We start from the raw sequence: 19,538 nt of genomic DNA on the forward strand, positions 1-19,538 counted from the left end.
TGAACGATAACTGGTTGGAACAAACGTCCATGAATACCAATGAATGTTTCATCACTGTGGTTTTTTGTTGTAGTATCTAAAAGGTCAGTATTAGTTACAATCAGAACAACAGGTTGTTATACCAATTGATGGATTTAATGTTCTGGGTAAGTAACATCTTATTTCCGATACCGAACATCAACTTAACAACATTATTCATGGATGGTCAAAAAAACCAACGATCGGTTGTTGTATATTATAACTCCGATATTACAGATAACAAAATATAAGATAAAAAATTATCATCAGGTTGTTTTGATTATCTTTATTCACATGAAATTGTTACAGATGACGATATTGGATTCAATGAAACATAAGTTGTTGAACTCGATGTAGAACTAAACACAAATAACATGCTTATGGTTCTATGACAACTATTAAGTTAATGTCGATATTAACAAGGTAATAAAGGTTGGTGAGTCAAAGGAAATCGGTCATGATAAGGTATTCTTGGTAACATGAATTCAGATCATTGTGTTTATCAAAAATCCAGTAACAGACATTTTGTTGTTAAGATCGAATGATAAGCCAAGAAAATAAATGTTTCATTAATATTATGATATGTTCTAGACGTAACTAATCGATCCTTGTATACTATCCGGATTGATAACTTATTTGTTGTTGTTAGTCGATTGTCATTATTCATAACATTTGAAAGTGTTATAAGGCCATAAACTACCATGATATTTATTAACTAAAACAGGTTAACCATTTAACTTACGTTTGATATGTATATGGTAATAAATTTAAGATCACTGTTTCATATTTATTAATTTTATCCAAGTATAGTTGTTAAGATTTATAACAAGGTTTTATAATCGAACATATTCCGATTACCATCAATCGTTGGAATACCATGTTGTTCTTTTAATTCAAGATCTGATAGAACCACTGTCCTGACGTTAGGTTAATTCGAACTACAAACCGATTAACAAGTAATTATTTAACCAAACGATTACCTCAAATACATATCTCACAAACGTTTAACAACGAGATAATGATTAAACAGATAAAACATTGAACCGAATGGTGCTTCATGGAAGTGTTATTTTGTTGGAATTAGATTGGATTTATTTAAAGTGAGATAGACCAACATCATTGGATATTATTATATCAGTTATAGATATTATTATGTGTAGTATAACAGGTCTCGGTTAGAGTATTAATTGAAGATCATAATATAATTTGGTTTATTTAATTAATAAAGATCAAATTTAATTTATTAATGTAAACTGAATATGGATCAATCAGAACAAAACATGTTGTTTGTTATTTGTTGGTTGTTAACACATCCGACCGAAACAAATGTGTTGTATGAATTCCAACGAAGTAGTGATAATATTTGTTTGATATTTCAGTATTTGTAGGTACTTTTTGTTAACCAAACGTCCATGTAATTTAATTAATTGATTCGTATACGTTTATCAAATTCTTCATCGATGTTATCATCTAATATTATATCAATCGTTTTGACCTTAAACTCCGTTGTTTATCTTATTAATTGCTTATCTAAACATTGGTTTAAACAGTTTCATTTAACAACATATTTTAATTAAACAGATGTTATTCGGTTGGTGTTAACATAAAACATAACAAATCTTAATAACAACCGATCATGTATTTATTTATCGGATGTCATAATCACACAAGTCAATAACCAAAACATTACAAAAACTATAAATGTTTCATCGTCTTAGTGCTGAGTTGTATACGAAGTAATTTCTTTGGTTGGAACATCAGTTCAATTAATAAATTTATAACAACCGATATAACACTATTAACACAACACGATAATCCCAATCTCGTTTGGTTCAAACGTTTATGTTATATCTCTATAAATTTATATATATGTTGGATAACATACGGTTATTTAAAAAACAACAAAATGGTAACATAGAACCAACCGTTGTATTCACGCAAACATAGTAGCAATCAGTTATAATGGGTAACTAGTAATATCCTTTGAATATATTTATCAAACCATTATTGACTACGTTTAACAAGACCATCCGATTTATTCTCATGTAGTAAGTTCCATTGGTTTAAAGATACTTTAGATGGATCTACTAACGTTTTGTTTTTTATATAAAGATCATTAACATAAATCATATTATTACTATATATATATTACAACTAATAATATTAATAAAAGATACCAAAAAAATTGATTGTTATCGGTGTGTGATTAAAGTATAAATCAACTGGTTTAGGATCAATATAAAACAAGATGGTGAGATGATTTGGTACCTGTTTATAATGAACTTTCAGTGTTATATATTAAGTGCCAATAATCCATGTGTAGTATAATAATCTCATTGATGATTAAAACAATTAGTCATTGTGTTTGGATGTTTAAGTAATACAAATTAGTATCGATTAACAATTATCAAACCTCTATGATCAGTTATTTATGATTAAAACTTGTTGTAATTCAGCAGAAAAAATGTACTAACATGTAAAGGTTAACTTAACATCTTGTTATAACCTGCATAAACTTCATACATTGTAGTTTACCAAGATAGGATGTTGTTGTTAATTTATATAATCAGATTTAATATGTATTATGTTTGATAAAGTGTTGATAAGAGTCCGTGATTTGATCAATGGGTAATGTTGTCTGGTTCAATAAGATGTCAATGTCAATTATTGACTCTGGTTATAAAACCAATGAACATAATTGTCTCAGGTTCTACTTACCAATCGTTGGATGTTTCGGAGGTTGTAATTTGTTAATGATTAATAAAATTTATGTTACAGATATACAAATACTCTGGAGTTAGAATCCAATACAAAATTTAGTCATATTTAAACCAATCATTTTATGTTAACACAATTGGTAACGAATGTTTTGTATATTTCCTTAAAATGTAATAAAGTTAAATATATTACATTGGATTTTATGTTTATATAGATAACTAAATATTATTCATTCATATCTAATAATATAGAACTATTAATTTGAGATAACTGATAAATTTATCTTCTGAACTGTCCAACATCCCATGGTTGTTAAACACCCACATATATATAAACGAATCTAATTCCTTTGTATTAATGTGAATTTAGATATTAATACTTCTATACCCATATTCATGGTTTGTTGTTATCGTGTTTAAGTGTTAACCTTTATGAGGTAAGTCCTATTGGTTGAACTTCTTATATAAGATATTACATAATATAAATGATAATTATGAATCATGTTTATAGCTATTCATTATAAATTTTCTATCTAAGATTATATCAAATAAATGAACCAAACGTTGATAATCAATATTTTGTTGGTATCATAAATCAGATGGTTTATTATTATAACAAGTTCGGTTAGTACCAATGGTTTTTATAGAATATTATAATACCATAATTTAAATGTGTCGTTATGATTATCATTAGTTTTTAAAACAACCAAATGTTTTAGTGGTATTCATAAGTTATACAATTAATTGATTTGTTTAATCAAAACACAGATCGACAAACTAATAACTTCGAGGTATTATGTGAATTGTTACAACAAAATAGGTATTAACATCAACGTTCGGATGTTGTTGTTTGTTCATCATTTTGTTGGGTATTAAACATTAGCCATGTTATATTTCCATTATTGATCCATCGGATAATACTAATATTGACGGTTATACCAAAAAGTATTATAATATATCTGTTAATAACATTCGAAACTAAACCATGATTTACCATTATCTATGAGTGAAATCGATAATCCAATTCCATTGTGTTGTCATTAAACATCTCTGTCAACTTCTATCATACATTTATTATCCTTGGTTGTTTATCATCTTATTTGATCATCATGTATGTATGTTTTACTAATTACCCACCTTATTGTCCATTTATGGTATTACAATGATGTTAATTAATCTGACGATTACCATCAATCCCTCATTTGTACTGATTTAATCTGTTCTCAACAATTGGTACTATGTAAATACTTTCCAATTTAGGGATAAAATTCAAATTCATAACAAACAAGATTAGTAATTAATAAAGTTAACAACAAAAAACATGTTACCAAGGGTTGAATCTATTATTTCGAAGCCTTTGAAACTGCTTATGACAAAGACTAACAAAACTAATCGTTTTCTCTCAAGGTCTAACCGAACCTAACAAAACCTAGATGTTAACATCAAACGACTACTTAATTAATAGTCTTAACAACTTATAATCTGAACACTTACCTTCTTGTTGTTGTTTTTTATTATTGATATTAGGTATTATAAGTAATCATAGGATTAATTTTATTCACTTACATCCAAGTTCCATATTATCATCATAGATTTCGTTATAATATTTGTAAACATTGATATACCAATAGGATATTAACTGTACGTATTATTGGTAAAATATATCTAACACTTATTCCGTTCGTTTATGACAGATTTAATCACCTTATACTATTAGTATACAACGTATACGGTCATGATTCAGTACTTGCTAAGAATATAAATATATCATTAGATATTAAATCTTGGTTCAGTGATGAGTTAATCCATATTATCAACATAACAAAACATCGTATCAAATTGTTTATAATTTACATTTTATTAATCATAACATTTAATAACATTAGCTTACAACCACAAAACATAGAAAGAAATACAGTCTACTTGTTGCTGCTAATCGGTTGTTAAATAATTCCAATGTTATGGTTAAACAATCATTTATTATTTACATGTAATTTATTAAACTTAATAATTAAACAATTACCAAAACTATACACGTTGTACCACAACATATTAATTTATTATCTTCAATGTTCATGTTTTTTCCATTAACATGTTGGTTTGTTGGTATCAATAATTTGGTAAACATTTAACATCCATTTAATCTATTCGTTTCGATCACGTCAGCAGATGTAAACATTAAACCCACCATCTGTGTTCTAGATACCTTAATTACTATCACAAAATATAGAACTATTATAATCTATAATGATTTATCCATTAACATAAATCAATAATCAAATATGTTCTTAGTTCATTTTCCCGTTGGTAAATCATTACACGAATAAACCAAATGATTTGAATTAATATCCATGTTGTTAAATAATAATTTATAACAATTTATAAACATGATTGGTTAATTGCTTAGTTTATAACCCGATCAGATTATCTAATTCATCAACCACAATTAGTTATAATCGAATTCTATTGAAACCTCATTAATACAACCCGTTATCTATAATACCCGCAATAACTTACTAACCGTTGGTTTTAATATCATGACCCTTAGATTAATCAATTTTTTATACAAGTTAATAGCAAACAGATTATTAACCAAACATATAGGTTATCATTAATCACTCGTTCAAATATGTTATAGACTTAACAAACAACATGTTGTATCTGTTATTAACTATGGCAGGTTGTAAACGTAATTACCACTTATCTAATCAATATTCTGTTCGTACTTAGTAACTTAACACTAACAAACATGTGGTCAATAACCAACATCCAAACACTTCATCATGTTAGCTGTAGCTTGGTTTAATATGTAGTTGTTATTGATTAATTTACTTAGCTAGTACAACGTATTCATGTTAATATAACATATAAAATGTTGGTATAATTTCATCAATTATCTTCGATCTATACGAATGATGATTAAATCTTGTTATAAAAACCACCATCACAACATCATCTACCCATTGTAAAGTTATACCATCTTCAAACGTTGTAAACATCAACATGTAGGTTATTATTACTCGATTATATCATCTTAATTGGTTGAGAGTCGGTATCTGTTACATTTACCTTATTATTAAAGACCATATATTATCATGGAGCTTAGATCATTCAATATAACGACTGTTAAGATCCTATTACGGATACATCCTGATAACAGATCTTATGTAGAATTATTAACAACAAATAAACAAAACATTAACATCTTTTAAAACCAAACATGTTGTTCAAATATATATGTAAGTCTTATAATTTATAACATAATGTTTATGATTTTAATTTAAACATACTCTAATCTAATATTATATTCATAAGTCGATATCTTGAATTAATAACATTTGGTGTAATGTCAAACCAATGGCACAACAAGTTATCATTTAATTCACATCTTGTTAGAATGTTGGTAACACGGACACAACAAATTAACTAAATCCGACTAATGGGTGTTATCCTCTTTTTTGTTAACAGAAGGTTATTAGTACTTAATCTCCGATAATTATCCTATCAATATTATTAAAAACCTACATAGATGTAAAGAGAATATTTCGGTTCTCATGTAATAACTTATAGAAAAAATGTGGTGACAATGGCCTGTAATTATGTTTTTAACCACCAACATGGATGGTAGGTATAATGTAATTAATATTCAGGTGATTTACCACATAAGTTCTTATTTAAGATTATGTTCAAAAATTTGATTGTCTTATGAAGATGATTGATTAAATCGGTCTATTATAATTACTTCTAATCGATTACCATCTATTATTTACATCTATTCCTATCAAGAACCGATGAATTATATACAAATCAATGAATTGTAAAATCTGTTACCAAGAACAAAAAAAACATACACATGGTATGTGATAAAATTTTTATCTTATTAGATCCATAGCAACACATACGTGTTTACAACCTCCATTCAGGGTTAATACTACGACTTTAATAAAACACCGTAGACCTGATACAGATATGATATGGATATGTTTTAATTTAAAACTTCATTGTTATTGATATCTCTACAAAATGTAAACAATATGAAACAAATATTTGTTGATCAAATATAAACCAATATGCTATGTCTAATAATAACCTAAACACGTTTTAATTCTTTTATTTATAAGTATTAACATCTAATAACTACCAAAAATATATATGTAATATCTATGTCATTGACCTGTTGGTTTTTAAAAAGTGTCGAGATGTAACATGTCATCGGGTTGTATTAAATTCTTTTCTTTATCAACGTAGTAAGATGTTATGTTTATGGGACTGGGATTTTGTATGTTCAGTTATTATTATGATGGGTTTTTGTTTTAATGTAATAGTTATTAACAATAGGTAAATGGATTTAAAGTAATAATAGATGAAATATGTAGTGATGGTGGTTTGGGTATTTAGACACATTAATGTAAGTTTCATTTAGTTTACATTTATTCCATTAACATAATTTATTACATTAACCTGTTCATGGTTGTTTTCAATGATGATTGGGTTGTTTACTCGGAATTATCATGTTTAGAACCATTAACAACAAAACCAATGTTATTAACAACAAGTTGACAATGTCCGGTGTTTGTTTGATTGGGATATTGGATAATGGTTTAAGTTGAATCTAATCAGTGATCTTATGCTTTGGATATTAAAACCATCAGGTTAATTATGTATTAAGGTTACATTATGTACGATGACTAGTTTGTAACTTATTGATAGATTAATTCGAAGTAACACTCATGAACAGAGGAATTACAAACAAAAGGATTCAACTTCTTATTTCTTGTTTTTTTATATTAGTAGGAATGACAACATTTCATTTAAATCCAGAACTGATTGATGTTTCGATAAACATTTCTCATGTGGGAATACTGATCAAATAGGATTTTAACATTACCATTTGCATTGATGTGTAGTACGAAACACAATGTTGTTGTTGGTATCTGAAAGGAAACAGAATTTAGTTTCATAGTATCTGGATCTTGTTTAACTGTTAACTACAGAGAACTGATGAAATGATGAGAATATGGATTGGGAATTTGGATTTAATTAGAACATCGAAACTTTCATTCCAAATGATAAAATGATTGGAGAAATGTCATTGTTTGGACGTTGATCGAACCGTTAAAGATATGTAAATTTTTATTATAAAATATAGACATATTACTAGTAGAACTAAGCGGATGTTGTTCACATTTTTAACTGATGTTAACTTCCTATGATACAGTAGTAATAATTTTTGGTGTTAATAACACTATCAGGTTGTTTTAAATGATAACAAAAAAAACTAAGAATTGAGATTTATGTTTAACTTACTAATCGAACCATAGTTTTAAGTTGAGATTTATAACAGACATTGGCCATTCGAACTAAAGTAAATTCGATACAACCGTCCTAATATACCTCAAGCATATATCTCTTCCGAACATGATGTTGTCAGTGTTGTTATCGAAAAATAATTGTAGTTATTTATACGTTGATGATGTATAATAAATTATTATTAATTTCAATAAACAACGGAAGTAGTATTTAATTCAATATTTACAACGTTCAGGTTAATGGTATTCTTGGAAGTTGATCATATGAGTTTTGTGTTAAGTATATCAATAAAGTTAATAAGTTTTTTTGTTGTTGGTCGTTGTTAGTATTAACGGTTAATACTTGTTTTTAGTTTATATTCATTTAGGATTTTGAATCGATATAATATGGATTTAAGGTTTAACTTGGTCTGTTTCTATTAATGGGAATAATATATCAAGATTAAAAACCATAAACAATGGTATTGGTGTTGTTTGTATGAATGTTGTTATTTTGTTGTCATGATATCGGTGTAAAATATACTGGAAAATATAAAGGTTTATCAGTTCATTTCTGACATAAAGAAGATAATAGGTAAATGTAGTTATCTGTGATATATGGATGTTGAAATGTTTTGCTTACAATAGTTGTAATTGATTTTATAATTTGATTCAAAACCATGAACTACAGTTACTTTATTATTATCATAACAACCATCAATATTGTAGTAAACAGACTAAGTATCGGTTCCTGCTCTTACAACATCGATGACATTTTGTTGGCAACAGTCGTTATCAAAATATCTATCAAGAATAGAAGATTTATCATGTCGGTTATTAATTATAATTTTACCATTAAATCATGACATAATGCTTAGTACTACAAAAAAATGTACACTTCGATTTCATGGATTGTGTAAACTAGATGGTTTGGTTTTATTAGTATTTAATGTTGATACTAGGTATGATAGAGAATTAACATGGTTCATAATAACATCGGTATAATGCCATCTGTTTCACATGCGTTTAAAGTTAAAGATCTACTCAATGTTCATGGATTGTTTAGTGTTGAAGTTGTCTGATAGAATATTTTATGTAAAATAATCCGGTGGATACTAACAACAAAATAATAAAACAATGGTAACAACGTTTCATCGCTGAAACCTTTTTTGTTAAAACTTACAACATATAGTTGCATATATGGTGTTCGGTGATGTGGTTTATTGGTTTATGAATAACAGATGATAGTTTATGTCTAAACAGTACTAGATCGGTACTATTCAATTAAGTTAAAACGTTAGTTATACAATGAAATAATTTTTTATATGTTAGTACCATTGATACCAAAGTTAATTCTAATGTTTGGCCATATTTGTATTGATTGAATTGATTATGAAGATAATAACCGAAACATCATCCGATAATACAAGTTATCAATGGAATTGATCTGCCGATTTGTTCCGTTCTTATTATTTTTAGTACTTACTTAAAACATCAAACATTTTATCACATCTGTATAATTACAAGTTTTAACAGTTCATTAAAATATACCTGTTTAATTTATATCGTTTAAAATTACTCTAATAACAACACAGATGATTGAAGAAACCATGAAATTTATGTTGGTACGTTAACCTAACATCTTTTAATTAAGTAATTCGAACTGTTTGTTACTCCTTAAGGTAATTAACTTAATAATCACATCTATTGATATTTGTTCGGAATTATATCACTAGAAACATTATAAATTACAACATCCGAGAACGTTGGAACAAAAAAGATGGTTGTTTGTTTTATATAAGTAAACATAAAAAAGGATTAACTTATGATATAATTCTTAATCTTATGATGATGTATGTAATTACGAATATGTTTATGACTTCAAATGACTGAGTTAATAGTTGATTAGTAGTAATTAACAAATCAGATATAATTAACATCAATAAATCTAGGTTAGATATTCTAACGACCAATCTTATAATTTCTTAATACATAACATAATTTTTTTATCATCTTAAAGACAAACAAGATTTAATGAAATTGGTAAACAAACGTAGTGATTATTAACATCCATTTATCTATAGTTTTATTTATAACATGGTTGTTTATCTTTGTTGTATATTTTAGTAAATTTAATTTAATAGTTCAGTAAATCATTAGTTATTACCTGTTTTATATATTCATTAACATCTTAGCTTACAGTGTATTTGGATTATAGTTAATGGAGTGTTAAACGAGATGAATTTGTTGTGTTTAAAGTGTTACATCGAACCATATTCTAAAAAAACATCAATGCTAAATCGTATGTAATCAAAGATTTTGACTATCGAAAGTACTATGATCCCATTATTAATTCCTTTATTTTAATATTAATTTGTTAGTTCGAAGACATCAGATGTAAATTGATATAAATTATCATTAATAATGTTAAGTACTAAAGATATTTAACTTTGAATCGATTTCATTACAAATAGATATAAATCATTGTATCGTTGTTTAAACAAATAAAAATACCCAATATTTACGTTATTATAATTAACTATTATCCGATCACATTGATTTAATTTCATTTATTAATATCTCTTAATTCTATTTAAATCTTGAAACATGGATGTTGGCAGATGATAATCTTTTTTTAAAAACATATACCATTCGTGTCTGTATTGGCTTACAACTCAAACGATGTTTGACCGCTATGCTTATTCGTATTGCTTAAAGTTAATATAATAAACCCATGACAATGAGATATTACAGACCACTTCAAATAGTTCACATCGTTTGTTATAATTATTTACAAATCTATAAGCTCAAAGTTCATCCATAATATACCTTTTCTATACATGTTACTTCGTTGTTAACTTTATCTTAATCGGTTCTAGAATATTAACAACCAGTAGTTTTTTAAAACATAAACGTTATAGCTAACCTATTATACCCATCTTTCTAACTGCTCAAACACCAACATTTTGTTGTCTATATATAACCAAATCGTGATTTATGTAGTAAGTTAATCACTTAGGTTGATAATTTAATTGAGATAATAATAAATGTTAAGGCTTAAGTTTATTAATTTTATAAACAATACATCTATAAATGAAACATATATTTGAAATTGGTTGAACTGTCACTGAAACAAATTAACAAACGTGGTATTACATTAGTGGTTAGAAATAATAATATTCATGATGTTGTTCCAAAATCACCGATTGTGTATGTCTTTGGCCATGCGTGTCACGGTAAAACAAGTCTGATTGATAGTATAACCAAAAAAAATTCAACATCCTGTTACTCAGATTGTACTATTCGATACCACAAGGTTGACATGTTTAAACATAAAGGAATGAAATTAACGTTTATTGATGATCCTGATTACTTACTAGTTAGAAATATGTGTTTATATGGTTTACATACTTTTGGTATAGCGGTGTTAATTGTATCACTCCAAGACGGACCAAAGCCCCAAACACTTGAACATGCGAAGCAAATTAAACAATATGGCTTACCAACTTTGATAGTGTATAATAAACTTGATTGTGGAATAGTTAAAATGGAAGAAAACATTTCTAAGACTAGAAGTGAATTAGTTAAGATTGGTATTGTTCCTGAAATAATTGGTGGCAATACAACCGAAGTTTTGGTTTCAGCCAAATCAAGTGAGAATATAAAACAGGTATTAAATTTATTGTGTTCGTTAGTAAACAGATCAACATTTATGAACAATTTAAATTCATTACCTATTGGAATTATCCTAGAAATTAATTTAATTAACAGATTAAGAACAGTTGCTAATGTGTTGGTAGTTCAAGGACTGTTGAAATATGGGACGGTTGTGATACTTGGAACCGAATCTTCCAACATTTATTTCAAGAGGAATACTCATTTTACCATAGCAGTTTGTATCACAGAATTAACCATACTACCAACTAACATCCAATTTAAACACCATATTGAAAACAACCGTTGTACTACAATGCCGATAAAACAAGTTAATGTTAATTTCTCTTATCGTGATAATTTTTTAGTCGGAATAACTGATACAATAATTAAAGCTAATTTGTGTTCTAGTTTTAGTGAGATTATTGATTTAATAAATGAATTAACACCGAAGGTTGTTACAGAAATTGTTGAGTACATTTGAATTATAAATGTTGTTCTCATAATAATAACAAAACCAACTTTAATAACTTCTGATATAAAGTCCGTTGTAAGTACTAAGTGTATTGCTAAACGATCAAGTGTTACTGTACTCAATCCGAAATTTATATACATGCTTGTACAATGGTTAGAAAAATTAATAACAAGACAACAGTTATTAATTCGGGTAGAAAAAATATTTCAATCACAACACCGTACTATATATGGTACTAAATTAATTTGCGGTGAAATTCATGTCAATCAACGACTTGTACTTATTCGTAAAGAACAGCCATTATTTACAGTACGAGTTAAAACACTAAAACGATTTTGTTCTGAAGTTAAGTTTTTCAATGAAGTAAATCAATTGTTTGGATTAATTATTCATGAGAAAAAAGATCTTGGATTAAACGATAAGTTGACATCATAGTTACTATAATCCTTTAATTTTGAATCTTATAAGTAGGTTATTAGTTAATATAAATCGTATAAATTATAACCATTACAATTATAACTAACAAAAAAATTAAAATAATGTTATAGATATAATATTCATGAAGTTGTTCGTTTATGAAGTCATGGTGGTGTAACAATTGATAATCATTTTAAAGAAAGATATTATTAGTCATGATATATTTGATTATAATCCGAGTCTCCAACGTTTAGATTGATCTCTGATGAAAAAAAAGTAAACCAATGTTGTCACAACAACGTTTGGCAGGAATAGGTTATATTTGGTTTAATTATTAAATATTATTTATGAACAAATTATAGAATAACCTGTTAAGAGATTTATATTACATGTTTAATCTTATATTATTCCTTCAATAGTACTAAATGAGGGTATCTTGGATTTTGTTTTGGTTATTAATGTTATTAGTACTTGATACACCTGTTTACCGTTCTTTAAAATCTATTCAGTAATCGTTTCTTGTTCATATTTCTGAGTCCATTTACTATTAATTTTGATCAATGCCATCAGGTTTTTTATTTAACTTTAACCACAACATCACATTAACCAACGACCAATCTATACCTACATCCGAACCCACAAATCTTTATGCCGAGCAAGTTATTTCAAGTTAAAACCATCATGAAATAATCCAAACATTTACATCAAACCATATAATTTATCACATCATTTTATCATAACATTTAGTTGACAGATTTATTACCTTATAGATTTTCTAAACAAACCATTGTTATAAAACGTTTCTACCATCTCTTGGTTATGTTGTTATCGGTTGTTGAATTGAACTTATCGATGGTTGTACCATCGGTCTTTGTATTATACATACTTCGTCAATTACATGTATACAGGATTGTTGTTACGATCAACGATAACTATGTACCTGTTGTTATCAAGTTATGTTTTAGTTAATATGTTCGGATTAATATGGTTTCAGTATAGGAACTAACCATGGGATGATGGTTATTACAGATGCAGATATTATGCACTTCAAACGTTGGTACATGAACATCTGGTGTTTAACCCCTCCTAAGGAGGGTACATTTCGATAGCCACATGTTGTTTTCATACATGGATATTAAAATAAACAGATCTGTTAACAACCAAATCCAACTACCAAGATTATAACTTAATACCCTATCAAATCGAGAAACACTTACAACGATAACACAAAAACAACAACCAAATAACATTAATAAATTTAAAAAACAAATCACAACGATTAACATATTTCTAAAGACCAACATTGGATTATAAACAACGGTTGAACAGATTATACTCAGATAATTGAAAAACACATAATCATTAGAACCTTTTGAACGACCGATCAAACATCAATGAATAACTAAACTAAATTGAACTAACCAAACAAACCAGTAATTCCTGCGGCATTAACCTATTAACCTTCTGAAATTAAACAGAATCTTCAAAGTTACATCCTTCCCAACACGTAAACACTACCAACAGGTTGGCAACTGAACTTAATTCCCCTATGGTAGTATGACTGACATTAAACTATGGATTCACCTTTTTAATAACTAGTTGCAATGGTAATACTATTGACCTAATTCTTATATACACGTTTTGATTATCGTGTTTGTCAATAGCAGTTTATAAACAAAATAACAGGTTAATAGCAGTGGTATAGATAATAAAATTTTGTTGAATCAACTTTAATAACTACACCATTAGATTTAGAGAACATGTTGTTATGACTGTTTCCAATGATTAATCTCTCTATACCTGTTTCTAACAATAGAGATTGAGAAGTCAATGATGTAACCGTTTGTTCCTCCATGTTAACAGTAATAAGACATCATGTTTGATCGTTGTTTTTAAGAAAAAGGATTAAGTTCGTTGAAAGAGAAGTAACGAATTGTTATCTGGGTAATAACATATTTCAACTTCGGTTAGTTTAGTTAATGAGTTTTTGTTGGTTTCCACATATAATCTTATCTCTGAATTGATTACCTCCTGATATTATGGTTATACAATTTAAGTCTTTACAAGAATAGCGGAAACATATTATTTGATTACCAACAAGACCGTTACAAACCTTATAACATGCTGTTAGTATGGTTTTTGTTGTTAACAGCTGTGTTTGGTTAAGAGATTAGAGTAAATATTAATCCTATGTTACAACCTCCAAGTAATCCAATCGGACATATTCATCCTTGATGTCAACGTTGTACATGTACTTCGTTTATTAGGTTTATAATATCTATTAAAGATTAACACATTGTACTACTATTCAAAATATACATCGAATAAATACTTTCCAATTCTAAACAACCATTGATTTCAACTATTAAATATGTCTTTAAAATAATTTCTTTCGTACAAACCAAAGTTAGTATAATTTTGAAATAATCACTCCAATGACAGATCATTGAATAAGTTATTTATTTATCGAAAAACAAACTGGATAGTCGGATCTTAATCACCAAGATTTAAGTGTAATACTGCTTTAATGAGATATTCAACCGTTAATATTATTTCGTTGGCATTGGTGTTTGGTTGACAAAACATGGTGAAATACATACAACAAGTTGTTAACACTCCAATTATTCGGTTAGCTCAAATCATTTACTGATTACTTAAGAAAAAATCAATTACAACAAAATGATATGGTAATCTGATCTTATTAATACCCTATATTATCGAGTGATATCTAGGCTTCAATCTTCATAAGTGATTAAACTATACACAATTTGGTTGGATGTTAGAGTTAATTATAGCAACGACATTACTTTCTTACAAGAACACATTTATCCATGTAACTAACACTTTGAATCAACTATACAGTACTGATTTAGATCTATGTAGATATAAACTATCATCGGTTAACAACAAAACAGTCAAACATCTTGATGAACATGGTATATGCAACGCCATGTTGTTATCATTGATAAAAAATTTCAATAACAGTATATTACTACCTCTATTTTATTATCTATTTACAGGTCTTCCTGGTTTAATTTTATCTAAAACATTGGATTTAATTGACTCAATGCTTGGTGGTACCAAATCTTCTGATAATATCCTATCCTCGGATACATGAAAAGTAAACAACATCATGGCATCATGTCCATGTTTCACATTAATCCTTATATCAAATTTAATAAGATCAATCGGCAACACCAACCTCAACGTGTTCGGTCTATTGAACCTACATAAATGAAGTGTACACCTTTTGGTCTTAAAACTTATATCACGATTCGATATTAAAATCAAAACAAATAACATCTACAACAAACTCCATCTAATTCATAAACAACTTAATAACAACGGTCACTTACCAAATGTCATTGATGTTGTTAGACTGAAAACACAGCTTAGCATATTCATGATGATATTAATGGTTACTATAATAGTAATGAAAGGGATGTATCTTAGATATTTAGATCAAAAGTGATATATGTTTAACTAAAAACTAAAGCATGTAATAAATCCGGATGTTATAAAACTTAACAGATGTTCGATGATATCATGTATTAATTATGTTGTCATAAATATATTAACTTCTAATCGTACCAGAAGTACCACCTACAATTAATCGATAAATATAATATATAAACCTAACCACATCTAAATTTTTTTTGAACCTATCATAATTGATAGATTTGAACTAAATCCTTCATGGTTAGTAACTTCTATCTCTAGATCCATCTAAACATCCATACTATCATCCCAATTTTGTACCAAAACAACAACCCACAACCATGTTCCAACGTTGTATCGATAACCTTTAACACCAATTTCGAACTTATTACTCATTATCAATACCAATATAGTTTATTCGGATTCGCTGATAACAACCAAAGGTTTTAAATTAATCGGAATAATAAGAGGATATTATAATTTATTAAGTCTATCAAAAACCAAACAAACTGACTGATTCTTTAGACCATATACCTTGTAATTAAACATAAATCTATCCCATTATCAACATATCAAATATATTCATATAACATTATGATCTTAACAACATCCTATACAAACAAAACCATACCATCAAGAACCACCATCATTAATACAATAATTAATAACAATAACCTGATTATACCTGATCTAAAACATCAATCCTACTAACAAAATCAACCAAATGTTATAAACTTATCACAACACACAACAAAACTTTGATTTAATATCCAAGCTTTTCAAAGATTATCAATTAAATATCTTGAACAATTGAACTTATCAACACTTACACCAACCCAAAAACAAAACATACCTCGTTGTTACCATTAAGTAACCACATCTTGATCCAAATACTATATTAACCTTTTTTGTTAAAGATTACTAACAAGGATATGGTATGGAAATCTTTTTTTTAATCTTACAATAATCTGTCTATATGTTATCAATAAATACGATTACAACGACCAAAGTTACCAACGTCCAGTGAAAGTTACTTTACCGATCATCCAACGGAACCACTAAGTAATATTAAACATGAATTATATAAAACAAATAAAACTAATGACAATTTGGCTTTAACTAACAGGATTTTGTTTAAACTTACCAACATTTATTTAATTAATACTTTAACTATACAAAACTCACAACAAACTGCATACACTTACCAAAAAATGGATGTTGATAATAATTCATCCCAATAATATTAATATTCTTATAACTGTTACTTGATTACCAAATGTTCCAAAACACCCATGCATTAGTTCAATAACAATTACCAATTTAATATTATAAATCAAAATCCAATAAAGAATCAACTATTAACATATGTCAATGTTATAAAAATCCAATCCAAATCAGTAATACTATTAAAAAAATTAATTAATGGATATATTAGATACTCGGTACCAATGTTATAACAACTAAGTTAATACATCAAGATTATACTAATCGTTTACTAAGCCATCATTAATCCACAAGATTATAGAACAACAGACGACCCTGATTCGATTGCCAACAGATTAACAAATTCTAATCACTAATAAATTATATAATTAACTTCGAACATAATATTAGTACCATTATCGGACATAATCCAACATTGATACATGAAATCCTAATGAGTTCTAATCTGTTATCTGATACCATGATTAATAATTTAATTAACTAATTCCACTACCAAAATCCAGTCAAACAGAGATGAGAATAACTCATAACTTCAATAGTACTACGTTACATCCCATAGTGAATAATTTAAACCAACATTATCGTTACAAACCGTAGGTTATTAATACAACGGATTTTTACAAATAGTACTATTAGTTCAAATTTAAATGGATGGATTATTAACAGTAAGTTATTAACCAGAGATCTATTAATTGCTATTAAACACATCGATGAAAACCAAGAATTAACAGTGATTAATCTAAATATCTAATAAAATCTAATAACTAGTCACAACGGTTTTTTCCGTTAATGTTAACATTACGAATCACAACGTGCCAAACAAATCTCGATTCCAACCAAAGTTATCAAATATGTTGTCTTATTATATTCGATTTAATTAATTATTTTTTACTTAATGTAAATAACCGATATTGTGTTTTTTTTTAAAACTTATAATACTCAGTAATAAATCACAGGAAATTGATAAAGTCTATTAAAGATTAACGTTTAACAATGATATCTTATTGACTAACAACATGCTGATATCCCCGATCTAAACTTCTAGACCAATGGTTAAGATAAGTTCTACTAAAAATAAACAACAATTCAACAACGTAAACAACCTCCATATCCACATAAAATTAAACTGATTTATACTCAGTATTCTTATAAATTTAATCCCATAACAACTAATTTTACATCTATTTTATACCTCCAACGACCTCATGTAATGTTTAACCACATGATGAATTAATCCAATGTCTTACCAAGACCATATTTTTTGTTACATTAATTTAAACCGAAGGTGGATTAACTCAATAATCCGGTTATAACAACTACCCATTATTAACAACATGGGTGTTATTAGATTAGTATATCTTTTTTTTATAAACTGAACTTATAATTAACGTATTAAAAGTATACAAATAAAACGTAATTACTCCACATATAACAACCAATATCGATAACATGTAATTCAATTAAAATAACTCCTAGCAAGAAACAACGGACACATAACTTAGATGTAAACGTGTAATCAGATTATTTTGTTGTACTTCAATGACCAAAGATTAAACACATCTAACATAGTAGAGGTTGGAATTATATCTTAGTTGATTTAAGAGTTATGATCGGATTAGTTTTAGTTTATAGTGGTATTGATTCTGAAGTTGTTACAATTATCCCAAGAATGAGATACAACGTTGTTAAAAGGTTGAACAGTGTGTTATACCAATCAGTTAGTTGTATTAATTCGTTTTATTAAACACCATCTCAATACAACCACCGAACAATTCTATTCCAAGATAGTTTTATTAAGTTAATCCAACAACGGGATAATAGAAGATATCAGAACAGAAAAGAGATACTCATTAACCAACGTTTGAGGTATAGAATGTTATCGGAATGTCTGTTCTAAGAAGTTGTAGATTTTGTAGATCATATTCCGATTATTATACAAAGATAAATATTATGGCTTAGCGGTATTCTTAAGTTGTTACTTCAACATAAAACTACAACAATATTTTGAAACATGATTATTCCAATGAAATATAAAGCTACCTGTTGAACGTTATCAAAACTCAGAGCTTAAGTTGACATTTAAATCACCAAGATCAAATCTAAAGAAAGATATCGATACGTGTTGTTCAGATTACTCTCCTACATCTTCTAAAACCAATAGATCTGGTTGTATCGTTCGAAACAACGACCCATTATCGAACTTAACAACATATTTAAGCATCAGATATATCCTAAATATTTTAAACATCAAATATATATAACTTTAACCCAATCGACAAAACCAACACAACGATGGTAATCTTTTAT

2 protein-coding genes are annotated in these 19,538 nt (G+C 27.5%); both read left to right on the forward strand.

Going from position 1 to position 19,538, the window contains the following annotated elements; translation table 4 throughout:
• Positions 1-11,129 precede the first annotated feature (11,129 nt).
• Positions 11,130-12,587 (forward strand): GTP-binding protein, encoded by a 1,458-nt coding sequence (locus MAGTDC_RS00835; RefSeq protein ID WP_192572975.1) that lies wholly within the window; start codon positions 11,130-11,132, stop codon positions 12,585-12,587.
• A gap of 2,758 nt (positions 12,588-15,345) precedes the next feature.
• Complete coding sequence (locus tag MAGTDC_RS05820) at positions 15,346-16,056, forward strand: cobalamin biosynthesis protein (RefSeq protein WP_192572976.1); 711 nt, start codon at positions 15,346-15,348, stop codon at positions 16,054-16,056.
• Positions 16,057-19,538: the final 3,482 nt, after the last annotated feature.

The organism is Candidatus Hodgkinia cicadicola (assembly GCF_002774925.1).